Source organism: Paraburkholderia dinghuensis, assembly GCF_003837865.1.
GTDB lineage: Bacteria > Pseudomonadota > Gammaproteobacteria > Burkholderiales > Burkholderiaceae > Paraburkholderia > Paraburkholderia dinghuensis.
Map to the genome: position 1 here is coordinate 238,189 of NZ_RQIS01000009.1, position 25,809 is coordinate 263,997.

The 25,809-nt window shown below is 61.5% G+C and carries 24 protein-coding genes; 10 read left to right on the forward strand and 14 right to left on the reverse strand.

All coding sequences use genetic code 11. From position 1 onward, the window contains the following. The first annotated feature begins 6 nt into the window (after positions 1–6). From D1Y85_RS14430 to D1Y85_RS14445, 4 genes are read left to right on the forward strand one after another with little or no spacing between them, the layout of a single operon-like run. Positions 7–819, forward strand: coding sequence for a DUF4123 domain-containing protein (locus D1Y85_RS14430; protein WP_124151730.1), 813 nt, complete (start codon positions 7–9; stop codon positions 817–819). A gap of 26 nt (positions 820–845) precedes the next feature. Further along, positions 846–3,425 carry a T6SS effector BTH_I2691 family protein gene (locus D1Y85_RS14435; protein WP_124151731.1) on the forward strand — a complete coding sequence of 860 codons (2,580 nt, stop codon included), beginning with the start codon at positions 846–848 and terminating at the stop codon, positions 3,423–3,425. 10 nt (positions 3,426–3,435) lie between these two features. After that, the gene (locus D1Y85_RS14440) at positions 3,436–4,404 is read left to right on the forward strand and encodes a DUF6708 domain-containing protein (protein WP_124151732.1); all 969 of its coding nucleotides are present in this window, start codon (positions 3,436–3,438) and stop codon (positions 4,402–4,404) included. Next, positions 4,401–4,685, forward strand: a complete 285-nt coding sequence (locus D1Y85_RS14445; RefSeq protein ID WP_124151733.1) for a PAAR domain-containing protein — start codon at positions 4,401–4,403, stop codon at positions 4,683–4,685. The genes D1Y85_RS14440 and D1Y85_RS14445 overlap by 4 nt, the downstream gene beginning before the upstream one ends. Positions 4,686–5,055: 370 nt before the next feature. Here D1Y85_RS14445 and D1Y85_RS14450 read toward each other — a convergent pair whose 3' ends face one another. Both D1Y85_RS14450 and D1Y85_RS14455 read right to left on the reverse strand, forming a co-directional pair. Next, positions 5,056–5,859, reverse strand: a complete 804-nt coding sequence (locus D1Y85_RS14450; RefSeq protein ID WP_124151734.1) for a hypothetical protein — start codon at positions 5,857–5,859, stop codon at positions 5,056–5,058. A 51-nt stretch (positions 5,860–5,910) separates the two neighbouring features. Then, positions 5,911–6,366: a hypothetical protein gene (locus D1Y85_RS14455; protein WP_124151735.1), complete on the reverse strand. Its 456-nt coding sequence runs from the start codon at positions 6,364–6,366 to the stop codon at positions 5,911–5,913. Between the two features lie 255 nt (positions 6,367–6,621). Here D1Y85_RS14455 and D1Y85_RS14460 point away from each other — a divergent pair, with 255 nt between their 5' ends. Then, entirely contained in the window at positions 6,622–6,861 is a 240-nt protein-coding gene (locus D1Y85_RS14460) for a hypothetical protein (RefSeq protein ID WP_124151736.1), read from the forward strand. Between the two features lie 43 nt (positions 6,862–6,904). Here D1Y85_RS14460 and D1Y85_RS14465 read toward each other — a convergent pair whose 3' ends face one another. The 8 genes from D1Y85_RS14465 to D1Y85_RS14500 form a co-directional block, all read right to left on the reverse strand. Next, positions 6,905–7,276: a DUF3564 family protein gene (locus tag D1Y85_RS14465; protein ID WP_124151737.1), complete on the reverse strand. Its 372-nt coding sequence runs from the start codon at positions 7,274–7,276 to the stop codon at positions 6,905–6,907. A 28-nt stretch (positions 7,277–7,304) separates the two neighbouring features. After that, the gene (locus tag D1Y85_RS14470) at positions 7,305–7,697 is read right to left on the reverse strand and encodes a c-type cytochrome (RefSeq protein ID WP_246024910.1); all 393 of its coding nucleotides are present in this window, start codon (positions 7,695–7,697) and stop codon (positions 7,305–7,307) included. A 187-nt stretch (positions 7,698–7,884) separates the two neighbouring features. Further along, entirely contained in the window at positions 7,885–8,367 is a 483-nt protein-coding gene (locus D1Y85_RS14475; RefSeq protein WP_124151738.1) for a universal stress protein, read from the reverse strand. Between the two features lie 110 nt (positions 8,368–8,477). Continuing rightward, on the reverse strand, positions 8,478–9,314 hold the full coding sequence (locus D1Y85_RS14480; protein ID WP_124151739.1) for a universal stress protein: 837 nt from the start codon (positions 9,312–9,314) through the stop codon (positions 8,478–8,480). Positions 9,315–9,453: 139 nt separating this feature from the next. Continuing rightward, positions 9,454–10,866 (reverse strand): MBL fold metallo-hydrolase RNA specificity domain-containing protein, encoded by a 1,413-nt coding sequence (locus D1Y85_RS14485; RefSeq protein ID WP_124151740.1) that lies wholly within the window; start codon positions 10,864–10,866, stop codon positions 9,454–9,456. A gap of 193 nt (positions 10,867–11,059) precedes the next feature. Next, positions 11,060–11,374 carry a high-potential iron-sulfur protein gene (locus tag D1Y85_RS14490; RefSeq protein ID WP_124151741.1) on the reverse strand — a complete coding sequence of 105 codons (315 nt, stop codon included), beginning with the start codon at positions 11,372–11,374 and terminating at the stop codon, positions 11,060–11,062. Between the two features lie 75 nt (positions 11,375–11,449). Beyond that, on the reverse strand, positions 11,450–12,700 hold the full coding sequence (locus tag D1Y85_RS14495) for a c-type cytochrome (protein ID WP_124151742.1): 1,251 nt from the start codon (positions 12,698–12,700) through the stop codon (positions 11,450–11,452). An 83-nt stretch (positions 12,701–12,783) separates the two neighbouring features. Beyond that, entirely contained in the window at positions 12,784–14,511 is a 1,728-nt protein-coding gene (locus D1Y85_RS14500) for a methanol/ethanol family PQQ-dependent dehydrogenase (RefSeq protein WP_124151743.1), read from the reverse strand. 635 nt (positions 14,512–15,146) lie between these two features. Here D1Y85_RS14500 and D1Y85_RS14505 point away from each other — a divergent pair. Then, entirely contained in the window at positions 15,147–17,123 is a 1,977-nt protein-coding gene (locus D1Y85_RS14505) for a sigma-54-dependent Fis family transcriptional regulator (RefSeq protein ID WP_124151744.1), read from the forward strand. 411 nt (positions 17,124–17,534) lie between these two features. Further along, positions 17,535–17,996 (forward strand): hypothetical protein, encoded by a 462-nt coding sequence (locus D1Y85_RS14510; RefSeq protein ID WP_124151745.1) that lies wholly within the window; start codon positions 17,535–17,537, stop codon positions 17,994–17,996. A gap of 137 nt (positions 17,997–18,133) precedes the next feature. Here D1Y85_RS14510 and ubiM read toward each other — a convergent pair whose 3' ends face one another. Both ubiM and D1Y85_RS14520 read right to left on the reverse strand, forming a co-directional pair. Continuing rightward, a complete protein-coding gene (gene ubiM, locus D1Y85_RS14515; RefSeq protein ID WP_124151746.1) occupies positions 18,134–19,330 on the reverse strand; it encodes a 5-demethoxyubiquinol-8 5-hydroxylase UbiM in 1,197 nt (398 codons plus the stop codon). Between the two features lie 162 nt (positions 19,331–19,492). Beyond that, positions 19,493–19,915: a hemerythrin domain-containing protein gene (locus D1Y85_RS14520; RefSeq protein ID WP_124151747.1), complete on the reverse strand. Its 423-nt coding sequence runs from the start codon at positions 19,913–19,915 to the stop codon at positions 19,493–19,495. Between the two features lie 626 nt (positions 19,916–20,541). On the opposite strand from D1Y85_RS14520, the gene D1Y85_RS14525 reads away from it, so the two are divergent. Together D1Y85_RS14525 and D1Y85_RS14530 are read left to right on the forward strand one after the other, a co-directional pair. After that, a complete protein-coding gene (locus D1Y85_RS14525; protein ID WP_124151748.1) occupies positions 20,542–21,429 on the forward strand; it encodes a glycosyltransferase family 9 protein in 888 nt (295 codons plus the stop codon). Positions 21,430–22,377: 948 nt separating this feature from the next. After that, a complete protein-coding gene (locus D1Y85_RS14530; protein ID WP_124151749.1) occupies positions 22,378–22,869 on the forward strand; it encodes a flavodoxin family protein in 492 nt (163 codons plus the stop codon). Between the two features lie 18 nt (positions 22,870–22,887). Here D1Y85_RS14530 and D1Y85_RS14535 read toward each other — a convergent pair whose 3' ends face one another. Together D1Y85_RS14535 and D1Y85_RS14540 are read right to left on the reverse strand one after the other, a co-directional pair. Then, positions 22,888–23,181, reverse strand: coding sequence for a YciI family protein (locus D1Y85_RS14535; RefSeq protein ID WP_124151750.1), 294 nt, complete (start codon positions 23,179–23,181; stop codon positions 22,888–22,890). A 32-nt stretch (positions 23,182–23,213) separates the two neighbouring features. Continuing rightward, positions 23,214–24,608 (reverse strand): aminotransferase-like domain-containing protein, encoded by a 1,395-nt coding sequence (locus D1Y85_RS14540; protein WP_124151751.1) that lies wholly within the window; start codon positions 24,606–24,608, stop codon positions 23,214–23,216. A 317-nt stretch (positions 24,609–24,925) separates the two neighbouring features. On the opposite strand from D1Y85_RS14540, the gene cyoA reads away from it, so the two are divergent. Then, a complete protein-coding gene (gene cyoA / locus D1Y85_RS14545) occupies positions 24,926–25,807 on the forward strand; it encodes a ubiquinol oxidase subunit II (protein ID WP_124151776.1) in 882 nt (293 codons plus the stop codon). The last annotated feature ends 2 nt before the right edge of the window (positions 25,808–25,809 follow it).

Consider the following 25,809-nt stretch of genomic DNA (forward strand, 5'->3'; position numbering starts at 1 on the left):
CGGCACATGGTTCATTACGTCATCGTTGAACCGGCCAACGGGAAGCTTGAGCTGCCTGGTGTGCCATCCGTTTATGAAGTTGGCGAGTTGGTCCCGGCAGCGCGTTCCGAGCTTGAGGGCGTGGCTCCCGTGCTGTATTGCGCCGAGCATCCCGAACTGCAAATGCCGGCGTTGAGGGAGCGTGCCGAATCCGACCGCGATAACGGCTTGCCGCCGGCCGTCTGCGCCATTGTCGAATCGGGCAAGGCCACGGGCCGGCTGCGGCAACATCTGGCGGACCGGTTGATCCTGCCCGCACCGACTTCGGGCGACGCCGTCTTCCGCTACTACGACCCGCGCGTGTTTCCCCATCTGCGCCGCATCCTGAAGGCCGGGCAGATGGGTGCGCTCCTGGGGCCGGTTACATCGTGGACGTTTCTTGACCCGATCAGCGGCTGGACGGAGGTCAACGGCGCCGCCGAACCGGAAATCGCTTTTGGCGTTACGGCGGACCAGTACGAGCGAATCGCGCGCATCGAGCTGGTTCAGCGCGCACTCGACGTGCTCCGGCGCAACGGTACGGCACCTCGTCCCGATATGCCGGCGCTGCTGGATTCGCAGCTTGTAAAAGGCGAAGTCTACGGCCTCGTTGGCGGGGACCTGCTTGCATTCGCACTTCACGGCGCACTCGTTTCTCCCGAGTTCGACCGTCACCCGCGCGTGCGAGCTGTTTTGCAGGCACCGCGGAAAGGTTCGTATGCCGAAGCGGTAGCGGAATGGAGCGCAGCAGACTGGGAAGCGATTGCGCGCGAGAGCATCCGGATTGATAAGTCAGTGTGACCAGGTACGCGTAGAAAAGCTAAAGAATGGAACTCAACACGAATTTTGCGGACATTTCCCAGCTCACCCAGTCTGCGATGCAGACAAGCTCGCGTGCGCCCAATTCATGCAACATGTGCAAGAAAAAAGGATTGCCGATTCTGCCCGTTCGCTATGGGGTCGTCGCGAACTCCACGGCTCACAACTCGGCCGGCGCGATACCGCTCATGGGTGGCAAGTTTGGTGACGGCGTCGTCGGCATTGCGCTCAAAAAGGCGAAGTACACGCTGCGCACCTTGCGCTACGGCTACGTGTATATCTTCTATCCGAAGACCCGGCGATGGCAGATATATGCCGTAACGGCCGAGGGATACCTGTACGACTATCCGGTCGACATCAATCTCGACCGAAATTTCGAGAAGCCGTTCAGCTGTCGTCAACCCGGGCACGCGCAACTGGCCCAGTGCATCACCATTGAAGACGCCGAACACGCCGGAACCGTGTATCTGGCATTCAGCGACGAACTCTGGACAAAGAAGGTGCGCGACGCTTACGCGACGAACTTCATGGGCTGTCGCGACAAGCGGATGCAGAAGTTCGATGCGACCGGCTGGTACAACGGCAACATGAACCAGCCGCACGCGGATAGCGTCGGCCATCTCGAGGGGCTTCTGAGCGAATACAAGGGCGGCCATCCCGATGCGCTGGTCACCAGTTGCTTTCCGTACCATGACCGTGCGGGGCAAGGCCCGGCCCTGAAAAAGGCGATGGATTCCATCCTGCCGGACAAGGGGCTGTTCTTCGCGTTGTGGGACCCGGTTGGCATCACGCAGGAGCTCAACTTCGAGCAGCGAGTCGCTTTCGGCGCGGCACTTGCGCCGTACGAGCATGGCGTCTGGACCGCCAGTGCCATTGACGCGCTGCAAGAGGCTGTTGTTGCATCGGCGAAGGAGGATGTAAAACGTGGCGCCCGCATGCTGGAGGCCAATACTTACGGTGGTATGGGCCTCGGGACTCTGATCGACGGTGGCAAGGCGCTGGAGAAGCGGCTCAAAAGCATCGAGGCGATCAAGGAGGCTGAGCTTGCTACAGCGGGGACGGACGCATGGAAGCCCTATAAGTTCCACTATCGGCCGCAGGCCATCATCGACTTCAGGAAGACGATGGCAGATGCGATGACCCAGGAGCAGACGAGCACGCTTGTGCCGCTGTCGCAAGACCATCAGGCCTGGCTGTCCAGTGCGGCGTTGCTGAATGTGTTCGAGTCGGATTACGAGCCAGGAAGCTGGCGATGTGGGCTGAACTATACCAGCACATTTGCGAGATGCATCGAAGGCTCGGCCGACCGCAGGGAAGCTGTCGACGTGCTCGTCAAATGGGCCAAAGGCAGCGTAACCGATACCCGCAATCCGTTGCTGAGGGCGTTCGTTCTGAATAGTCCGGTGCTGGCCGGGAAGGTCAAGGAGGCCTCCAGTTATCCGTACAAGGAACTCAGGGACTTCGTTGCGAAGCTCATCGAGTCGTACAGCACGATCGAACAGGTGGAAGAGTCGAAGGACAAGGGCATCACGGTTGGTGTTGCGAAGGCGCTGGCGCGACTGTTACATGAGACAGGTGGGCCTGTGGCTGAAGCGGTCAGCGCGGGTGTCGATACGGCCGCGGCAAAAGTGCTGTATGCGACTCTGTGCATGCGCACGAAGAAGCTGTTCGAGTTCAAGGCGGTATACGGTTCGGTGAACCAGTGGGTGAACTACATCGCCCGCCAGATGCAGGAAATGATGCCGGGCCGTCAGCAAATCAAGGTAGAGGACCTGAAGAAGCAGCTTCAGAAGCAGGCTGCCTCGGCGGGGGTGGAGTCGGACATGGCAGTCAAGGCGAGACAGTTCGTCCTGGTCGAGAGTCCTGCGACGGAGGCTGCAGTGCTGGCAGGCGTGAAGGCGAAGCCGGGCTTCGAGAAGCTGGCGAGCGTGACGCTGACGCCGGAGGTGGTCGAAACGGTTTACATACCGAAGTTCCGGCTTGTCGCTAAAGGAGAGCCCGGGTTTGCAGGCATCGGGGCGATATTCAGTGCCATCAATCTGCGCTTCGCGCGAGAGGAGCTAAAGAAGTCGAACCGGTTCAATCAGACCGAGAACGGCGTCGTATTCGACAACGCCGTTGGTGGGCTTGTGGCGAGCGTAGCGCAGTACGGCTCTGCAGCGCTTGAACAGCTTGAGAAGGGGAGTGTCGAGTTGTCGGAAGGTCTAAGAAAGTTTGGGCGATTCTTGGGAATTGTTGGTAGATTCGGTGGGGCGTTGGTCGGGTTCGTGTCGGCAGCCATCGATGTCTACCATGCATGGGGAGATTGGAAGGAGGGCAACATGACGATGATGGCCTTGGATTTGGCGTCGGCCGCTGTCGGCTTTACTGTTGGCATCGTTTCCATATTCCTTTCGGCGTCAGCTGCTGCTGTCGTCGCTTTGCCGCTACTTATTATCGCGGCCTTACTTGGAGTACTGATGAATTACTTTAAAGGCCGAGAAGTGTACGAATGGCTTGAGAGATGCTATTTTGGTCTGAAAGAGTCGTCCCAAACGTTCCCTAGCTTGGACGAAGACCGAAAGGCGTTTGTTGCCATGATTTCGTAACGGGGGCGAGATGGCATTCGACGGACTTTCCTGGTATCGCCTCAATCGCCCTGTCAGCGACGATGAACGGGCATCACGTTTAGCGATTGCGCGGTCATGGTCTGATACACCGAAGGACTACCGCACTGTCTTTTCCAAGAGCGAAAACTATCTCGAGATATGCGATGCAAATCATTTGCAAAAGGGATGGGGTGTTATCGCGTTTCTATTACCAGGGCTCGGTTCTTTAGTGACTGCAGCCATTATTTTGTGGATGATGACGCACATGCCTCCCATCTATGGGCAGCGGGGGGAATTGGGGATGGCCTATAGTGTATTGGGATTTTTTTTGTTCGTGATGCTGTGTTTGGCTAGTGCAGGAATTTGGGGGTTGACGAGGGATTGCTTTAATTACACGCGGAAGCCTATTAGGCTTAACCGGATAGACAAAATGATATATGCCTTCCGACACAATGGTCCGGGTGGTGTTATATCGATACCTTGGAGTCAAGCATTTTTTTATATTGAGCGTAAGCCGCGAGCCGGCTTGGCGCGAACGGCGCCACGCGTAGTTCGATGCTTGGTTCTCGATGACAAAAAGCGCGTGGTAGGCACATTCTCAATCGGCACACGGGTTGAATTAGCGTTTGACGAAGATAGCCCTGCCGGTCAGAAGGTGATGGAAGAGCTATATCAGAACTTTGAATACTTCCGGAGATTCATGGAGGAAGGTCCTTCATCTATACCGACCGTCAGTGAATTTCTATCGGCCGAAGTTTCGTTTCGCAATTCTCTGAAGCTGCAATTTGACGGCGCATCAAGCCTCTTGAATTCGGGAAATCCGTTGATGTGGCTGGTGATGATTGTCGCGGCCATACCGACGTTCATTCTCGCCCTTGCAAACTATTTGGCACAGTTGACCTGTCGTGCACCTGTATGGCCACCGGAGATAGAGCAAGCGTGCAGCGCTGCGACCCCGACCGAGGGACTTACGATATGAACCGACGGTTCATTCGCCAGGGTGACAAGACCGACCGCAACGGGGTCGTGATTGACGGTATCGCCGGGACCTCGTTTCAAGGCCAACTCTTCGCTTACCTGGGCGCTTCCGTCGAGTGCCCTGCCTGCGGCACGAATGGTGTCATCATCAGCGACGGCTCACCACGGACGATGACGATGATGGGTAAGCAGGTCGCATTGGAGAACGATTTGTGCCAGTGCAAATGCGAACCACTGCCGAAGCTGGTGGCGTCGCAGACTCTGGGCTCCATAAAGACCTGATAGCGACCTCGACGTTTCAGAGGAAGGTGGTCTGTTTTCAACTACTGGGTTATTGAGGTTGCTATAAAACGTGGCGCCAGCATGCGGGAAGCCAACACTTATGAGGGAAGTTTCCGCAATTGCGAACTGCCGATCTGCAACTGCTCCTTGATGTTTCGAACCACACCCAACGCAACGTATTTGTCAGAAGAACCTCAATTTTCCGCGAGCGGCGCCGTTAAACAAGCGGGTAGATGTCGTGGTTAGCATCTGCCTCTTTGCAATAGCGTGTTCGCCGCACCGGTCCCCACTGGTGCGGCTTTTTTCCGCAGAGATAGAGCGTAACTGAGTGACCTTCCCGTGCAGGAAGGGCTGACCATAGCCGCGCGGATCAAGTGTCCTGGACACCACCCACACCGACTATCCACCCCTCGACTTGAGCCACCGCGCGCTCTGATGCGCTTAACGGCGGGTGCAGCGCCAAATAAAGGCGCTCTTCCAGATCGGCATACCGCAGCCACTCGGCAATCGTGTACGCGTCATACTGGTCGTCGGTCATGCCGGCGGGTGCGACACATCCGCGCCTCCACATCGACGGATACGCCTCCACTATCGCCGAGCGTCCTGCCGGAATATCCCAGCCGTCGAATGGCCAGAAGTGAACCCTGTCGCCGAGCTGTCGATGCAGGTATAGCAGCCACGGAATACCGGAATGCGTCGACTTGGCGACCGAGCCCTGCACATCAAAGTGGAATACGGACTTTGCTCTACAGCGCTCTTCGGCCATACGTCGCCACCTAGGGTTACCCTGCCGCGCCTGGCCATTGCCGACCACCCCGTCGCGAACGAAATCCACATAGACATTGGGCTCATCCGTCGGCCAATGTTCGCGGAAGTCTTCCAGGAACGCATACCAGTCTGGCGCGAGCTGATGGGCTTCGAAGTAGCGCAGGGGAAAAGAGAAGCTATGGTCAATGCCGACGATCGTCGGGACGTCGTCGCTCAGAAGATCGGCCAACCACAGTGCTACGCCGCGTCGCGTCCAGTATTTGCGGGGACTGGGCGGGGGAAGCGCTTCGACGGACACATCGTTCGGGGTAGGCGCGATATACACGCGCAAGCCCTTCAAGCTGTTATCCGAAGTCTGAGCGCCCGAATAGTCGATCCCCACATAGCGGCGAAACGCCGTCGACATGCTGTTATCCGAATTGAGAGTGCGTTGCAGCGGCGCGCCAGGCGGGCGACGTCAAGCTGACCGGTCCGGCGTTTCCGGGGCAATCGTGCCGTCGCGGTGAGTCAGGTCGCCCCAGCCAAGCGGCACGTAGACCGTGCCACCGGCCAGTTCTACCGAAGCGACAAATTTTTCCATCGTAACCCCAGCCATGATGAACACCTGCTTCGTACCGAGATAGCTTTCAGTGCGCAGCCACGGGACGCGGCCGTTGTTGATTTCTTCCACGCTGTACGCTGCGCCGTGCGCGCCAGTTTCGGGCCGCAGCAGAGGACCATCAAATGCCAGTTTCAGAATCTGGTCGGGTTCACCGGCGTACGGTGCCCCGGCATACCGCTCGTAGGGCGTGCGCTCCCAGTTGTCACCCCATTGACGATCGAGCGTGAGCCTGGTGAAGAACGCCCATGTGTCACGTACGAAGCAGAGCCGGTAGCGGTTCTGTACGCCGCTCAAATCAACGTGCATGGTCATGGCGTTGGCTCCTTCCGTCGAAAACAGAATCGCCCGCGTTGGCACACGTTCTGCGATTGCGGCATGTTGCCCCCCGCGAACGCGGTTCACTCGATGGAGGTCAGCCGCCAGTTCCCCGCACCCTGGCTGGCCGAGTTGATCTTCGTCAATCGTACGCTTCTCGCCGCGGCTATTCTCCATTCAAGGGTGCTCCTACAGACAGGATGCCGGAACACCACACGATCAAGTCGAGTCGCCTGCTACGGAGCGTCGATCATGTCACTGAATGGAACCATCAGCGGGGCTGCGTGGACGGTGATTGCGGAAACCGTGCCGGCGCCACAGGGCGGCTTCGGATGCCGGATCCACGTTTCTTACGCGCCGCCTGAAGCGCAGTTCACTCGCGAATTCACCCACCACAGCACGTTCGAAAACGAAACGACGGCCATTCTTGAGGGCTTGCGCGAGGGCGTGCTGTGGGTCGAGCTCAAAACCCGTCGCGCGTTCCACATGTGAACGAAATCCGGCGCTGCTATGCAGTGATGTTCGCGCGCGTCGTCTATTGGCCTTCGTCGGCGAACAGGCTTTCGTCGGGATTGGACTCGGTAGTGTCGATGCACTGAACATGCCATCGTCCTTCCGTCGACGCGGCCCTGTCTTGCGCCAGCCAGCGAACGGCACCTGTTTCGCCTTCGAACGGGCCGTCCGCGGACGCGAGGTCGAGTCCTTCGAGGAGGCACAGCGGTTGCCGGTCGTTGCCCGCTAGCAGGCAAGTGCCGTCCCGCGTGTGACCCGAAAGTCCCCATGGCGGTACGCCCGCACCGACGTGAGCTTCCCGCGACCACTTTCCAGCTTGCTTGTCGAGCCAGATGATGGCGCACGCGTCGGGGTCGAGCGGATCATAGCGGTCGAGATGAGCGGTGATGCGCATGGCGGCACTCCTGAAGGGAGAATTCGGCTTACTGGCTCAAGACCCACTGGACGAGCACGTGGGCATCCTCGCGGGAGAGCGGACCGCCCCGGTCCGCGGGCAGCGGCATGGGCGTCTCGCCCCAGTGTGCCGGGCCGCCGAGTCGCAACTTCTTTTCCAGTATCGCGTCTGCATGCGGCGTATCGCGATAGCGCTCGGCAATCTGATGGAACGATGGCGCGAGGAAAGGCGCATCGGTGGTGTGGCAGAACATGCAGTGCTGCGCGTCGACGAGTTGGGTCGGCTCGGGCAATTGCGCGTGAACGCAGGCGGATCCGAGGGTCGCTGCGAGCGCGACGGCGGCGAGCGCCAACCTGCTATTCGCAGACGGTGCCTTCAGGCGAGGCAATGAACGGTCGATCTCGGAAGCTGCTCGGTGCATCTGGGTTCTCCGTTTGTCGAGGATGCGGATCTCGTTGGGGCTGTGGGGCTCCATCCGCACGCAAAGTATCCGTGTTATCTCGCCGATCGTCTGTCCGGCAGGGGACACTCCACTACGGGCACTACGTGTCGATTTCGCACCCGCGGCACGCGAGGCGGCCGAAACGACGCCACGAACCGGTGCGTTGTTAGCTGGAAGCGCCTGCTTCGAGCGCAGCGGCTTGCGCACGCGAAGACACGAGCAGCACAGGCAACGTTGTGCCGCGCAGCACCCGCTCGGCGACACTGCCGAGCACGAGGCGCCGCAGCCCGCGACGCCCGTGCGTGCCCATCACGATGAGGTCTGCCTTGCAGTCCGCCGCGGCGAGCAGAATGCGCTCAGCGACATCTTCGCCGGGCGCGGAAACTTCCTCGATCCGAGCGGTGCCGGTCACGCCGCGCTGCTTCATGCGTGCCTCGGCCTGCGCTGTCACGCGCTGCCCTTCTACCTCGTAGGCGTCGCGAATGATCGTGGGGTCGAAACCGGGGGAGTCGAACGCCAGTATCGGCACATCGATGACGTAGATCGGCCGTAGCTCAGCCTTCATGTCGACAGCAAGTTGCAGTGCGGTCTCAAGCGCGCTCGAGGCGGTTTCGCTGCCGTCCAGCGGGACGAGTATGCGTGTGTACACGATATGTTTCTCCGGCAAGACTGTTTTGCGCCCGGCCCGTCGGTGCGTCATCGACGATGGCGTGGCCTTTTGTTAGTTTGGCTTCGATTGTGCGCGTACCGCCGCAGATTTTAGTGCGACATGAGGACCGGGAGCGTCGCGGAGTCGAACATCGTGCGGGTCACGCCACCCACTACCTGCTCTTTCCAGCGCGCATGGCCATAGGCGCCCATCACGACGAGGTCGTAGGCTTCATCGGCGGCGAGAGAGAGCAGCGCGTCGCCGCAGGTTTCATCGATGTCGTTCGAAATCTCGACGATGTCGACATTCGCGCCGTGCCGTGCAAGTGTCTGTGTGATGTCGGTGCCCGGTGCGCGAACCGGCACGGGCGAACCGGGGGTATTGATGCGCACGACCGTGACCCGTTCCGCGCGGGCGAGGAACGGCATCGCGTCGTGGACCGCACGCGACGCCTCGCGGCTGCCGTTCCAGGCAACCAGCGCCCGCGAGCCGACTGCTTCGTGGCGACCCGCGTAGGGCACGACCAGCACCGGACGGCCGGACGTCAACACGACGGTCTCAGGAAAACGATCGGCGACATACGTTTCCGGGTCGTCCGGGTCGCTCTGTCCGACGATGATGAGATCGGCGTAACGGCTGTGCGTAATGACCGATTGCTCGGCGTCTTGCGACGCTGCTATCCAGTCGCCCTCCACCCCGGCGCGCAGCAACTCGGCGCGAAAGATGCGCTCGGCCGCGCCGCGCTGCTCTTCGCGCAGCTTGCGATGGGTTTCGAACCAGCTGGCGGAGCCGGCCATGACGCGGAACTCGCGAGGATCGGGCACGAACGTCGCGAACAGTCCCGTGAGGTGCGCGTCGAACCGGCGTGCGAGGCGCAACGCGATTTCCAGTCGCGCTTGCACGCGATTGCTCGTATCAAGGTGGACAAGCAGGGTTTTGTAGCTCATCGCTGCAACGCCTCCGGAAGTGCCCAAACGGGCGAAAGGGCGCTTAACGCGCCGTCATGGTGAATGGAGTCTAGAAACGCGTGCGGCTCGATTGGTGATCTACGTCAACATCTGAAGGGCGAGCGGGCTGCCTGAGTGCTCAGGCGGCGGGTGCTGACTCGTCTGCCGGGTATGGGCGTTTCAGCTTGTCACGCTCAGGCAGGTCGACCGATTCCAGCCAGGTTGGCACATCGCAGCGCCAGCCCAGCTTCTCCGTGATGCGCCGCCGCAGCGCATCTGCCGCCGCCGGTTCGCCGTGCGTGACGAAGGTGCGCTCCGGCGGGCAGGTCATGTCAGCGAGCCAGCGCAGCGTCTCGGTGTAATCCGCGTGCGCGGACAGCGATGAAATCGACGCGACTTCGGCGCACACCGGCACATATTCGCCGTGCAGCTTGATGCTCGGCTCATGGGCTTCGAGCGCCGCGCCGCGCGTCCCCGCGGCCTGATAGCCGACGAGCGCAATCGTGTTGCGCGGATCGGGCGCGTAGTGCGCGAGGTGATGCAGCACGCGGCCGCCGGTCGCCATGCCGCTGCCTGCGATGATCACCTTCGGTCCGCGCCGCCCGGCGATGGCTTTCGATTCGTCGACCGTACGCGTCATGAAGGACGCATGGTCGATGGCATACAACTGCGAGAGCGTGAGCCGGTGCTCGTGCATATGCCGGCGGTACAGGTCGGTGACGCTGATCGCCATCGGGCTGTCGAGGTAGACCGGGATGCTGGGCATGCGTCCGGCCTCCTTGAGTCGCGCGATGTAGTACAGAATCTCCTGGGCGCGTCCCACGGCGAAGCACGGCATCACCACGACGCCGCCTCGCGCAAAGGTGCGCGCGAACACCTCGGCCAGTTCGTCCTCGGGATTGAGCGCTTTGTGCAGGCGGTCGCCGTAGGTTGACTCGATGACGAGATAGTCGGCGTGCGCGGGCGGTGCGGGTGCGCGCATCAGCGGATCGTCTGGGCGGCCAAGGTCGCCGGAGAACGCGATCAGCGTGTGGTTGCAGGACAGCACCACGCTGGCGGCGCCGAGAATGTGCCCGGCGGGCAGGAGCCGGAAGCCGAGCTGGCTGTTGAGCCACGCGGGCGCATCGAATTCGCGCGGACCGATGAGGCGGAGCGCGCGTTCCGCATCCTGGAGCGTATAAAGCGGCAACGCCGGATGATGTTTCGAGTAGCCGTGAGCGTTGGCGAACGCCGCTTCCTCTTCCTGCAGCCGCGCGCTGTCGCGCAGCATCACTTCGCACAGATCCGCCGTTCCGGGTGTGCAGTAAACCGGGCCGCGAAAGCCGTCGCGTGCGAGGACGGGCAAGTAGCCGCAGTGGTCGATGTGCGCGTGCGTCAGGATCACGGCGTCGATCGACGCGGCGGGGACCGGCAGCGTTTCCCAGTTGCGCCGACGCAGGTTCTTCGTGCCCTGAAACAGTCCACAGTCGATCAGCACGCGCTTGCCGGCCGCTTCCAGCAGAAAGCGGGACCCCGTTACCGTTTCCGCTCCACCCAGAAAAGTGAGCTTCATCGTCGTCTCCACGACCCGCGCAGTCGCCGCGCCACGACATGAATTGGAGCATGGATCGGCGCGGGTCGTTTGACGTGGATCACGTCTGACAGGATGCGTGGCGTTTTATGCGATGTTGGTTAGCTCTCGGTATTGTCTGAGGAAAACCGCAGGAGCGGCGACGATCGTTTTTGAGCGAGGGCGGCGCAGGTGCTCAGGCACGTAGCGCGTAAACGTTGCACCAGCCGTCGGCAGAAACCGACTTGCCCGGAAACATCGGGCACGCACCCGCGGCATCGTGTGCGCCGCCGGTGTAGAAGCGGCAGTTCGCGCAATGCTCGCCAGCGTGAAATTTCGGGAACTGCGCGGAATCGACGGTGCTGGCCTTCGCGCGATAGCCGAGCGGCTTCACGGCCGGGTCGTTTTCGTCGACGAGCGGCGCGGACGCGAATGCCCGGTCCGCAGTCGCGAGCGTCGCGCAAAGACTCGCGGCGTGAATGATGAAAGTCCTGCGATTTTTGAAAATCATTATGAAGTCCTTAGCTATATAGAAATGCGGTCGGTTTGCTCAACGCGCCCCGTGAAAGGGGCGCGTTGCTATTTGCTAATGGCGAGGTCCGGCGTTAAGCGGCGTCGTCGACGCGGCTGCGTCTGCGGCGGTCAGCTTCGCGCCGCCGGACTCGTAGCCGTTCGTGTAGAGGAGGAACGCCATGACGTCGGCATATTCGTCATCGGACAATTTCCCGGGACGGTCGGCGGGCATGTTCGTCGACATGTATTGATAGATGCCGCCGATCGTCAGATGTGAGTTCGACGCCGGCGCGAATGCCGGGCCGCTCAGAGCAGGTCCCGTGATGCCATCGAGTTCCACGCCGTGGCATTTCGCGCACGCGCCGGCGTAGAGATCCTTGCCGTGTGCAACTTGCGCATCGTTGAATGAAGGCGCCGCGCCGCCGCCGCTTGCCGAGACCTTGATGAAGCCGCCACCTTGCTGCGTACCGCGCTGTGTCCCGTTTACGGGCAGCGCCGGCGCGTTCGTCCACGCTGCGTTCATGATGAGGGGATTGCGGGCGCGAACGGGCGTAGCGGCTGCATGCAGGACGGAGTCGGGCAGCGTCCAGCTACGCGTGAGCGAAGCGAGGCGACCGTCGGCGCTCATTCGCGATAGCGCACGATTGATCCGCGTCTGCAGGCCGTCGGTATTCGGACCGGACGCGAACACGAGACTCCAGTCGGCATACTCGGATCGCACTGGCGCAACGTCGAAGTGCAATTGCGGATGCGCGCGCTGATACGCGACCACCGCCGGATACCACACGATCGCCCGCTGCGCGCGGCGCTTCGCGACGGCGTCGACGGTCAGTGCGGACGAGTTCTCAAGATCGAACCGGGCGTTTTTCTGCTGGACCGCGATCAGTTGCGACGGGCTCGACCAGGTGGCGGCGATGGTCTCCTTGCCATCGACCGGCGCAACCGGGCGAGCATCGCGCAATGTGACGGCGACGTATCCGGAGCGCAGATAGCCCTCTGAGAAGCTCAGATGCGAGTCCGATGCATCGGCTTGAGCCGAGCGCGGAAAGCCGGCGATCACATCGCAGTTGCGTCCGAGTGATTTCATGAGTTCGCGGGCGGAGATGCCGTCGTCGTCATTGCCGTCGTCGATGCCGTGCGCCACGAACGTCGCGCTGATGCCCGCCGTGCGCAACACGGCGCGTGCGACGGCTTGATCGAGCGCGGTCGAGGGGCTGCCGGGCATCGTGCAGACGCGCACGCCGGCCGATGCGTGCACGGGTGTCGACGCGATGCTTGCCGCGAGCGCGCCCGCTGCGGCGATCTGGGTGAGTCGAGTATTCATGGTCTTGCGTTCCGGGAAAGGCGGGGGTGTCGCGCCCGGCACGAAGTGCAAGGGCGCGACTTGGGAGAGCGGGGAAGTCGCGATCAGCTGTGATCGAGCGCGAACACGTAGAGCGTGCCGCCGCGCGGGACGTCCTTGGCGACTTCGGCCATCGGGCCGCCCCAGATCGGATTGGCGCCGCCATAGCCCGCGAGCACCGCGACGTACTCCTTGCCGTCGACCTCGAACACCGAGGGTTGTGCGATGATGCCGCTCGCGAGTTGCGGGCTTTCCCAGAGCACTTTGCCTGTCGCGACGTCGAACGCGTACAGATGGCCATCGAGCGAGCCGCTGAACGCCAGGCCGCTCGCAGTGGTCGCGACGCCGCCATTCCACGGCATCTTCGTCCAGTGGCCCCACAGCTTCTTGCCGGTGTCCACGTCGATGGCCTGCAGTTCGCCATAGCCCTGGCTGCCCGGTTCGGGCTTGATCTCGAAGCCTTCGCCGAGATATGGCAAACCTTCCATGTAGCTGACCGACTTGCCCGAAAGGCTCATGCACGCGTGCAACGCCGGCACGACCGCGATGTGGCGCTCGGGGTCATACGAGACCGACCACCAGTTCTTTCCACCAAGAAAGCTCGGGCACGTATCGATCGTCGTGCCGGCTTTCGGATACTTGCTTTCGTCCTGAACCGGGGTGCCGTCCGCTGCGTAACCGGTCACCGAGGTTGCCGTAACGAACGGCTCGGCGTAGATCAGCTTGCCGGTTTCGCGGTCGATGGCGTGAAAGAATCCGTTGCGGTCGGCGTGGATAATTGCTTCGTAATCCTTGTTTTTATATCGGATTTTGGCAAGGATCGGCGTGTTTACGCCGTCATAGTCCCAGGTGTCGTTTCGCGTGTACTGGTAGTGCCACTTCAGATTGCCCGTTTTGGGATCCAGTGCGAGTAGTGAATCGGAGTAGAGATTGTCCCCGGGACGCAGCGCAGCGAGCCACGGGCCCGGATTGCCGACGCCCCAATACAGCGTCTGGGTTGCGGCATCGTAGGTGCCGGTCAGCCACGCGGCGCCGCCGCCGTGTCCCTGCATGCCGTCGGGCCAGGTTTCGGCGCCTTTCTCTCCAGAGCCGGGGATCGTGTAGCGCTTCCACAAGATCGAACCGTTCCTGGGATCGAGCGCGGCGATGTATCCGCGGATCCCGTATTCACCACCCGATGTACCGACGATGATCGCTCCGTCCAGCGCGAGCGGGGCGAGGGAGAACGCGTAGCCGAGGCCCGGTTCGAACATCTGCTTCTTCCAGATTACGTTGCCGGACTGGGCATCGAGCGCAGCAACTTCGCCGCTCAACATGGCGACGTACACGTTCTTGCCGTACAGGGCGACACCGCGGTTCACGACATCGCAGCAAGCCGTCTTGAACGATTCCGCACCGAGCTTCGGCTCATATTTCCAGAGCTGCGTGCCTGTCTTCGCGTCGAATGCGTAGACGTTGTCTTTCGGCGTGCTTACAAAAAGATAATTGCCGTTGACGATCGGAGTCGCCTCGAATCCCTGCTTCAGTTCGGCGGGAAACTGGTAGCTCCATGTCTGCTTCAACTGGGCGACGTTGGAGGCGTCGATCTGTTTGAGCGGCGAGTGCGATTGGCCGCTGTAAGTCCGATAGTAAGTGAGCCAGCCGGGATCGCTTTGCGCGTTGGCGAGGCGGTCGTAGGTCACGGGCGGATAGTCGGCGGCTGCATTCACCGAAACAGCGGTTAGCGTCAACACGGCCGCCATGCCGATGCTATACGCCGCTAACCGGCGGGCCGTTGTCGAACGTCGCTTCATAGTTGTCTCCTGGATATTTGTAAATGCACTGCCGCGATGCGCGCGTTGTTGGGCGTCCGGACGACGCCGTGCGCGAGCGTGCGCATTTATGCAAGTCGTATGCCATTCGTCCGGGAGGCACGGCGGACATGGCTTCGAGTCGAAAACGCGGATTCATCCGTGATGTGTTCGGGGCGATCGATCTGTTTCATTCCGGTACACCTCGACTCGCACGGTGTTGCCGAAAATGACAGTGGTTGCATTCCGGACATCGAGCGTGCTGGCGTCGACACTTCCCGGGCACATCGCGCGCTATTGATCTAGATCGAATGAATGTGTTGGCCGTGATTTCTGCCTGCGCCCGGTTTAGCGCGCAGTTACTGGCCGCGCAGGACACAGGGCGCGCGCTGGACGACTGATGCGTTGGGGTGAGTCCGAATATCGAGACGTGGGCGATTCCAGTAATAAAGAGCGAGCCAGCCGTGACTTCCGGCTGCGCGATGGCCGATGCGAACCGGCGTCGCGATCGCTTCTACCGGGCGCTGTGCGCCGCGCACGCCCGGCGCCGATCATCGGGTCCGACGACTGTGTGACGTGGACCCTGCGTGTATCGACAACAAACATCCGGCAGGACACCGGGCCATCTGGAGGAGACAATGCGCAATGACGTTCAACCGGCCGACGCTGAGGCGGCCGTGCGGGCCGTTTGGCCCGCGCCGTCACTCCGGAAGGCGCACGAACGTTCGGAGACGTTCGGGCTGAGGTCGTCGGCGCGGCCGGACTATGACGTCCTCACGAGTGCGGGACTCACGCTCAAGCGCGAACAGAACCGCGCGTTGTGCGCGCATGCGATGCCCGTGATGGAAACGCTGCACGAGCAGATCATCAATACGCAGAGCATGATCGTGTTGACGAATGCCGAAGGCCTGATACTCCACTCCGTCGGCGACGACGACTTCCTGCAGCGTGCGGAGAAAGTGGCGTTACGTCCTGGCGCAAACTGGTCCGAGAACCGGCAAGGCACGAATGCGATCGGCACGGCGCTTGCCGAAAGCTGTGCGATGGTGGTCCACGGCAACCAGCACTATCTCTCGGCAAACCAGTTCCTGACATGCTCGAGCGTGCCGATTATCGATCCGTACGGCGATGTGATCGGCGTGCTAGACGTGACAGGAGATCATCGCAGCTATCACCCGCACACGATGGCGCTCGCGAAGATGTCCGTGCAGATGATCGAGAATCATCTGTTCACGACGACCTTTCAAGAGACGTTGCAAGTATCGTTTCATAGTCGTCCTGAGTTTCTCGGGACGCTGATGGAAGGCATCGTCGCATTCACAAACGATGGGCGCTTCCTGTCCGCGAACCGCAGCGCGCAGTTTCAGCTCGGGATGCCGCTAGCCGGGTTGCGGGCGCACACGTTGTCGTCGCTGTTCCAGCTCACGAGCACGCAACTGATCGATCGCGTCCGTGGGAGTCTCGATCCGTACACCATGCTGAACCTGAGCAATGGGACCGTCGTCTGCGCCCGCGTGCAGTTCAGGCGCGCGTCGGCCGCTGAAGGCAGCCGCCCGGCCGACGTGCACGACAGCGCACGTCGGCCCGCGCGCGCAAGCGTCCCGCAACCGGCCGCGGTTCTGTCGCGGCTCGGGTACCTCGACACGGGCGACGTTCAGGTGGCGTCGGTCATCGCGAAGGTCCGCAAGGTGATCGGCAAGGACATCCCGATTCTGATCACCGGCGAAACCGGTACCGGCAAGGAACTGCTCGCCCAGGCGACGCACAATGATTCGCCGCGTCGCGACGGGCCGTTCGTCGCGGTCAACTGCGCCTCGATTCCGGAGACGCTGATCGAATCTGAACTGTTCGGCTACGAAGAGGGTGCGTTTACCGGCGCACGGCGAAAGGGCGCCGTTGGCAAGTTGCTGCAGGCCAACGGCGGCACGCTCTTTCTTGACGAAATCGGCGACATGCCGCATCCGCTGCAGGTGCGTCTGTTGCGCGTGCTGCAGGAGCGGGTCGTCAATCCCCTCGGTTCGGCAAAGAGCATCCCTGTCGATATCGCCATTATTTGCGCGACGCACCGTGATCTGCGCGAGTTGATCGCGCAGCACCGTTTCCGCGAGGATCTCTATTACCGGCTCAACGGCCTCGTGGTTCGGCTGCCGCCCCTGCGCGATCGCAGTGACCTTTCCATCGTGATCCAGAAGATGTTGCAGCACGAATCGGCGGCTAGCGCGGGCCATCGGCCGCTCAGTGTCGCGCCTGATGTCATGGCGCTGTTCGAGCGCTGCACCTGGCCGGGCAACTTCAGGCAGCTCGGCAACCTGCTGCGCACTGCGGCAGCGATGGTCGACGACGATGGGGTGATCCGGCGCGAGCATTTGCCTGAAGACTTTTTCGAAGACCTGCGTTGCGACGATGCGCTGGGTGCAGCGGCGCACGCGCCGCACCTGGGCGGCGTGCCCGTCCCGCACGGCGGAAGTCTGCAGGACGTCGCCACGTCGGTCATTGCGGCCGCACTCGCGCGCCACGGTGGCAACGTGTCTGCTGTGGCGCGCTCGCTCGGCGTGTCGCGCAACACGATCTATCGCAGGATGCCCGCAGCGGCGCCTGAGCGCGATGATGACTGACGCGCGACTTCGTTTGCTTGCGTAACCACTACGCTGTTTCCAATCCTGCCGCTTGTCACAGGGGTGTTGCATGCAGCAACACCCCTGTGTCGTTATTCGGCAGCGTTCGTACTTCGAGCACGGCGCTGACCCCAGCCGTGAGCACGCGGCAACAAGGGGCTAAATCCGATCGGCTGCAAGTGGTGGATGCCTGGCTGGAGTTAGCTACGCCGTGAGTCTGAGAGGGTGAACCCGATACCCGATGTCCCCGGCGTCCCGCGGGGCGTTCACAGGAAACCAGCCAGGCAAAACGCCCCAGAACTTCATAAACTTGATGCAGCCGGTCCGGATCAAGGGCACCTTGGTACGGGCAAGCTTTCATCGACCCGAGAGCGCCAATCCGAACCGGCCAGGACTCTCGAGGTAATCATCATGAATGGGCGCAAGGTGTGCCAGCTATTGCTGATGCTGGCGGCCGTAGCTTTCAGTGGCGCGGCGATGGGAAGGGGACCTGGAGGCTATAGCGGCGGCGGTTTTTACCACGGCGGCGGCAGCGACGGCTGGGGCTCTTTTCACCACGGCGGTTTTCACCACGGTCACGGTTGCTGCGTATCGTTTGGCGGCGTCTTTTTTGGCCCGAGCTTCGTCTGGGGCTATCCGTGGCCATGGTACGGCCCGCCGGTAGCCGCCTGGCCCGTGGTCGTCGGCTCAGCTGAGCAGGAGCCGGTTCAGTACGTCGAGCGGGAGCCAATCCAGCAACAGGAATCCGGCGGCGGCGGGGTGCCGGAACCGGGTTACTGGTATTACTGCGCGGCGCCGGAAGGCTACTACCCGAACGTCCGGTCCTGTCCTGGCGGATGGGAGCGGGTGCCGCCCCGGCCGCCAGGGACCTGAGCGTCAGGCGCGTGTCCGCCGGGAACCCGTTGGCGGGAGTGGTTTGTGCATGTCCCGCAGGTTTCCGAACGTAGCAGCCATTCGAATCGTCGGTTTGTCGAATCGACGCGGGGCAACTGCGGGCTGAATCTGCCCCACTAGCCGGTCAAGGAAGCCGCCACGGCCTTCCTGAACGGCATGAAGAGTGACGCGGCACGCAACATGACGTCTCGCGCCAGCCGTGCCGGAGCGGTGCTGTTCGTGAAGACGTCGGTGATAAACCGGGTAGCGAGATAGAGCGGCCTGGTCGCACGGCGGTGGCGGCTTTCGTACCGTCCCAGGACCGAGTCCGCGGCAATGTCGAGGCCGTTGAGTCGCGCATCGAGGATTTCTTTGCTCAGTGTTTCGACACCCACGAGCCCGAAATTAAACCCATGCGCGGTCACCGGATGCATGCCGACTGCAGCATCGCCCACTGTCGCGAAACGTTGCCCGACAAACCGTCCGGGATAAACGGAAACCAACGGGTAGACGTGACGCGTGCTCACCAGTTCCATGGACCCGAGCCGCCGCGCGAACCGCTGCTCGATGTTCATGCGGAATTCTTCCGGGGCGAGACGTGCAAGGTCCGCAATTTCGCGCCCTGGCAGCGTGAGCACCACAGAAGAGCGATGCGCGTTCGTCGATGGATCGGGATTCAACGGAAGCAGCGCGAGCGTCTGGTCATATCCGAACCACTCCCACGCCGTGTGATGATGGGGCTCGTCGTGCGTCATGCGGCAGACCAGCATGGATTTGCCGAAATCGCGCATTTCGGCGGAAATGCCCATCATTTTGCGCGTAGTCGAAAAGCGGTTATCTGCCGCGACGATCAAACTGGCCGAGATGGTCAGTCCGCTTCCTGTCGTTACGCTGGCGCGCGTGCTGTCGGTTTTGATGCCGGTTACCGTTTCCGACGTGAGCAACGTGACGTTACCGTTCTCAGTCATGCCGCCGCGTAGCGCATCATAGGCGGCCTTGCGGATCACGTAATTGGAAACGAGCCAGCCCAGTTCGCTGTGACCGCCCAGTTCGTGGCCGATCTCCAGTGCGTTCAGCGACGATCCGTTGAAGACCTTGGCGGCGGAAAGCTGAGAGCGGTCGTCGGGTTCGATTCGATCCCAGAGGCCCAGTTGCTGCATGATTCGCGCTGACCGTTGGGTGAGCGCGATCTCGCGACCGTCAAATTTCGGATTCTCGATTTCGTCGAGCGATTGCTGTTCGACCACGACAATCCGAAGGCCAGATCCACTCAGTGATCGCGCGAGGCACAGGCCGACGGGCCCGGCGCCAACTATAACGATGTCTGTTTCCATGGTGCGCGGACGACTTGTCCAGAAGAGGGGGGTGGGAGTCCGTGAAGGCTCGCGCGCAAACGCTGAGTCATATCGCAGACCGGGGGGGCGGCCTGGGCCGTCATGTCATTTGCGTGGCGCGGCAGCTGGCGGGCGATTCGAATCGACAGGCTTCCCGACGATTCACGCGGCATGAGCAATGCCGTGTTCTCGCAAGTGATTGACCATCATCGAGTCCATTGTCGCCACATGATGCGTGAACCACTCCCGCGCCTCGCTTACCAGTCGCCGTCCCAGGTCGAAGCGGCCCTCGTCGACTATCTTGGCGCGTACGAGGCCGGCCACCTCCAGCACATGGCGATGGTGACCGGTGTGGCAGTGGCGTGGGCCAAAGTTCGTCGCTTCCATCCAGGATTCTTCCTGCGCGAAGTGCTGCTCGGTGTGAGCGATCCAGGTATCCAGCGCCGCAACAAACGCTTCGTCGGTGGCACTGTCTGTCAAGTCGAGCAACTGGACATATTCGGCGTGGATCGTATCGACCTCAGGGTGTCCCAACTGCAAATCGGGAGCGAGTGCGGGCGCGCATTGGGGTACGGATAGGGTCATGGCAGAAACTCGAAGCAGCCGATTCGGCTTTCTTGACGCAAATTATCAAGATAACAAAATGACCTGGTTTTCTCGCTGATTTGGCGCAAACGTCTCTTGATTGAACGTTTATTTGACATTTGGAGTTTTCGCGGGGGCCTGGTTACCCCGGGAGCGCTTGTTTTGTCGTCGTCGAAAGGGTGTCGGACGGTAGCGGTCGGTACGTAGCCGGTGGACGACAGGGAAATCGAGCCATATTTTGTACGCGCAAGCGATTAGCCAAAGAATTGGGGGAAGCGGGAGCAGTGGTTTCCGCGGCCAGACGATCCGGAGCGCGAAGCGCGAGAACGACCCATGCGACATAGCGTATCGGGATGTGCTTCACGACCTGGCGCACGCTGGACCGAGACTCACCTGGCAACCGCGGCCCACACTGCCGATGCGGCTCGTGCATAGGCTCCAGCGATCCTCCTGGCATGGGCTTTCGCCGCTAACAGATTGATTTGGGGTCACTTTCCTGTCGCTGACCAACCCTTACGGGCGTTGCTGCATGTTACAAGTTGTCATAAAATATTGAAAATGGGGGGAAAGTCCCGCCGTGACAGTCGACACCACTACTCAAGCGCAAAACCAATACCGTAAAGATAATGAAATTGCAGACGAATTCCATCGCGGTGGTTTTGGCTCCTCCTATTGGCGACAGCCTGATTGGCATGGTTCTCGTCAACAATCTGATTCGTAACGGGCACAATCCCATTGTTTTCGGTTGGGTGGCGGAACAGTTGTCGGAGTGGTTTCCGCAGGTCACGATTGGGCGACTGGATTCATATCGAAAGTCGTTTGACACGGTGATTGAATTCAGGGCGACCGGTGAGGGGAGCGCGCTGAGCCGGTCAGGCCGGACGATCTGCATATCCGAGTTACCCGAGTATCGTGGCTCCAAGCACATGATCGATCGTGTCGTGGACGTTGCAAGCAACTTCCTCCAGCTTCGGGACGTCACGCGATCAAACGGGATTACGGTACCGTCGCGTGTCAGCGTCGGTCGCTATCCGGACCGGGTTGCAATTCACCCGACGGGAAGCCATCCGGAAAAGATGTGGAGTCAGCGAAAATTTATTTCGCTGGCGCGATCGCTTTCTGCTTCCAACCTTCAGCCATGCTTTCTCGTCGCTCCAGGTGAGTTGTCCGCGTGGAGCGATTACGCGGCCTCCGGTCACGACATCAAGGCGCACGCGAGCCTGAGCGATGTAGCGACTGCAATCGCGGAATCCGGTTGGTTTATCGGAAACGACTCCGGACTCGGCCATATTGCGTCTTCAATCGGCGTTCCGACTCTCAGCCTTTTCATGCGGCGAGGCCTGGCACGCGCCTGGCGCCCCGGTTGGGGGCCTGGAATCGTGGCCTTGCCGCCTGATGTCGTACCTTCGTCCGCACTGAAAGAGCTTCTGTGGAAACGGCTGCTATCGGTCCGTCGAGTGTTGTCCAGGTTCCACGCTCTCCGGGCTGTGAGTGCGTCGACGAAGAGTTCCTGAGCCAGATCTGTCCTTGTGCAGGTCGGTACGTTACGACTTTCGGCTGCGCCGCGATCACGGACATCAACTACATAAACATAAATATTCTTCACTACGATGCGATCAATCGAGCGCTTCCACCTGGGGCCGAATCACTCGGGCGTAGTATCGGGTCGACAGCGTTCCCGCTTATTCATCGACAATAGCGATACTGGTCTTGCCGTAGTCGGAAATTTAATTCGGTACCAGTTCGAAGCGCGGTTTTTCTTTATCCTTATCACGTCCTGTGGTAAATCGTTTAATGAGTCTTTTGCAGTTACGCTGCTCGATAAAGGACCGACACGTGTCGTCGCTGAACGCGTAATTACCACAGGTCACCACGGTGGATGGCTTCGGAATGCGTCTCCAGAAGGTGAAAATGGTCTTGTATTATGGCTATCTTCAGACGGATGTGACGCAGAGGATGTCCACTATCGAGCCTCTTTCCGGTCGCATGGCATTCCATTGATCCGGCCTCGGATTGGTCTAAGGCGGCTCGCTGAAGGGAAGCATCACGTGCACAAACCAGTCGACTTGGAAGCGACTAGCGAAGCGCTCGCGAGTATAGAAAAGTGAGAGCGATTTCCGGGGCGCGCCAGACACTCTCGCGCAAGAACTGTACGCGTTCGCTCCAGGTTCTCAAAAATTAATCCGGACTTCTCGCACTGAGCGTGCCCCTTTGGGGCGCGCGCTGCAGTCTACCTCCAGCATGGTTTGACACCCCGATGGATACGCTGCCGCTCTTGAAATAAGGCTGAAGCCACGCGAGGTGCCATTGGCGAATCTGCGGCTTGCCGTACTGGTCGTGAAGTCGGTGTAACGCCCTGTCGTTGGGCAATATATTAGACAGCCGCTAGAATCCGCATCAGACAGCCGTTTTAGCGCACAGCCGAAATCCTTGCGGTATTTGGCGAAATCAGAGACTGATACATGAAAACGCTGCTTATCGTCTATCACACGATGACCGGCGGAACGCAGCAGATGGCCGAGGCGGCCGCGCAGGCTGCGCGTGAGCAGCCGGGCGTCGACGTCCGGTTGCAGCGCGCGGACGCAACGGGCCCCGACGACGTACTCGCAGCAGACGGCTATCTGTTCGCGACGCCCGAAAATCTCGCGGCGATGTCCGGGATCATGAAGGACTTTTTCGATCGCACCTACTACGCGGCGCTTGATCGCGTAAACGGGCGCCCATACGTGGCGATGATCTGCGCCGGCAGTGACGGGCAAAACGCGTTGCGACAGATCGATCGCATCGCTACGGGCTGGCGGCTCAAAAGCGTGGCGCAGGGACTCATCATCTGCACGCACGCACAAACGCCGGAACGGATCCTCGCGCACAAGACCATTGGCGCCGACGATCTTGCGCACTGCGCCGAACTCGGCGCCGGTCTCGCTGCTGGTCTTGCGCTCGGCGTGTTCTGACGCTCGCGCACGGCGTGCTCACGCGAGGCGCGGATGCAGATTGATACCCGGTCCGATGCGCGTGACTTTGAACTCGGTGACCGCATAGGACGCGATTCCCTGGACGGCAAACGGGTCCCTTGCGAGGATCGCGTCGAGCTGCGTGCGCTCGACATTCGACGCGACGATCACGCCGCCATCGCGCGGTACTTTCGGTCCTGCGGCCACGAAAATCCCGGCGGCGAAGTGCTCGTCGAGAAAACGCCGGTGGGCTTCGAGGGCCTCGTCGACTTTGTCGAGTGACACCAGGTAGGTGAGGTGGACGACAAACATTCAGAACTCCAGATTAAAATGGCGCGAGTCGATCAGATGAGGACCTCATGCCGCGCAGACTGGTCGTCGGCAAGCAGGGCGGAGAGTTTGCGCAACGCCGCCTGTAGTTGACCGCGATTCGTGGTCGTGCCGAGTGAAATCCGGATGGCGGCGGCGCTGTGTTCGCCGACCTTGAATGCCGTGGATGGCGCGACCGCCAGGCCTTCGGCGCTGGCGACCGCGGCCAGTTCTCCCGGCGCCCAGTAGCGCGGCAGCTCGTACCAGAGATGGATGCCGTCGCCTGCCGACACACCGAGCGTCTGCGCCGCAATGCGCTGGCGTTCTCTCGCTTCGGTCCGCACCTCTTCGAAGAGGCGCACCGCGTTTCCGTCGCCGATCCACTGGGTGATGAGCGCGTTCGCGATCGGCGCGGTCATCAGCGAAAACGAGCGCAATGCAGTGATGAAACGCGCGCGCGCCGCCTCGTCGGGCAATGCGACGAACGCGGTCCGAAGACCTGGCGAGAGGCATTTCGACAGCGTGCCGATGTAACAGGTCGCGGTGGGCGCGAGCCGCGCGATTGGCGGCGGTGCGTGACGCGCAAAGAGCCAGTACGGATCGTCTTCCACGATGCGAGCGCCGTGGCGCGCCGCGACCGCAATGATCGCGCGCCGCCGGGCTTCGGGCATCGTGACGGTCGTCGGGTTATTCAGCGTCGGGTTCAGATAGATGAACCGGGCTCGATGCGCGAGGCACGCCTCGTCGAGTGCGTCGGGACACATGCCGTCCGCGTCGGTCGCGACGGCCTCGACGCGCCGGCCCAGTTGCGGCGCGGCGTGCAGCAGGCCCGGATAAGTGAGCGGCTCGCTCAGGATCGCGTCGCCGGGTTCGGTGAATGCGAGGATCATCGCGGCGAGCGCTGCCTGCCCGCCGGGGCACATGGCCACGCGCGAATGCGCGACGCGGCCCAGCATCGGGTTCAGCCACTCCGCGCCCGCTTCGCAATCGGCCGGGCTGCCGCCGCCCACGTGATACGTCATCAGCAGATCCACGTTGCTGCGCATGAGCACTTGCGCCATGCCTTCGCGCAGCAGCGCTTCCATGTCGATACCGGCGGGCGGCGGCGGAATGTTCATGCTGAGGTCCACGCGCTGGCGCAGTTCGGCCTCTGGCGCAGCGATGAACGTGCCGAGCGCGCCGCGCGCATCGACCAGCCGTCGCCGGCGCGCTTCGTTCAGGCCACGCGTGATGGTGGTCAGATCGACGCCCAGCCACGCCGCGAGCTGACGTTGTGCCGGCAGCCGGTCGCCTGGGCGCAGGCTGCCGGTGGCGATGCTGCGCTCGATGAACTCGGCGATCTGGAGGTAGCGCGGGCCGGACTCTGTGCTCAGTGCCGACTGCCAGGCGGCCATCTGGGTATCGGGGCTGGATGTGCGTTGCGGTGTCATTTTGTCGCACTTGTATGGATGATGTCTTACAATAGCATGCCACTCCAAGTGCATCAATCCATACATAAATAAATTGTATGTACCGCGCCGCGATGCAGGCTGGGCGGCGGGTTGGGGTGGTTCGGGAAGGTTTCCGTGTGCCTCGTCGTATGGATGGATTCATGCGCTTGTCCCATCAGGAACCCGACATGTGCCATCCTATATCTCAAAATCTGGTCGCCTCGCTAAAGCGGCCACCTTCCTCCATTCCACCCGATTCACCGCAACCACGCCGTAGCGTGCGCCGTGTCGCCCGCACCATCGCCACCGGCGGGCTGATGCTGCTCGGTGGCTGCAGTTCCGCGTTGCTCGACCCCAAGGGTGACATCGGCGCTCAGGAGAAGCACCTCATCCTCGTCGCGCTCGGCTTGATGCTGCTCGTTGTGATCCCCGTGATCGTGCTGACGCTCTTCTTCGCGTGGCGCTACCGCGCGTCGAACACGCGCGCGACCTACGCGCCGAAGTGGGCGCATTCCACCGCGATCGAAGTGGTGGTGTGGTCGATACCCTGCGTAATCATCATCACGCTCGGTGTGCTGATCTGGAAGACAACCCACACGCTCGATCCGTACAAGCCGATCGAGTCGCAGCAGAAACCGCTGCGCGTGGACGTGGTCGCGCTGAACTGGAAGTGGCTCTTCATTTATCGCGACTACGGTGTCGCTTCCGTGAACGAGCTTGCGATTCCCGTCGATACGCCGGTCGAGTTCCGGCTGACCGCCGAATCGCTGATGAACTCGTTCTTCATCCCGCAACTGGGCAGTCAGGTCTACGCGATGCCCGCCATGCAGACGCAACTGCATCTGATCGCGAATGCGCCCGGCACGTATGAAGGTCGTTCGGCGGCGTTCAGCGGCCCGGGTTTCGCGGACATGCATTTCGACGCACTTGCCACGAGCCGCAGCGACTTCGACGCGTGGATCGCGCGTGCGAAGGCCGCGCAGCGCACGCTCGATACCGCAACGTATACGGCGCTCTCGCAGCCAGGCCCGAAAGTGCCCGTCACGCTGTATTCGGACGTGGCGCCCCATCTCTTCGACGACGTCGTTCAACGCTACATGCGCGGCACCGCCCGCGATCCGATGTGCGGGACCCGTGCGCCCGCACTCTCTCTCGAATCTACCGGCGGGCAAGCGTCCGCCACTCTGGCTGCGGAGTAGTC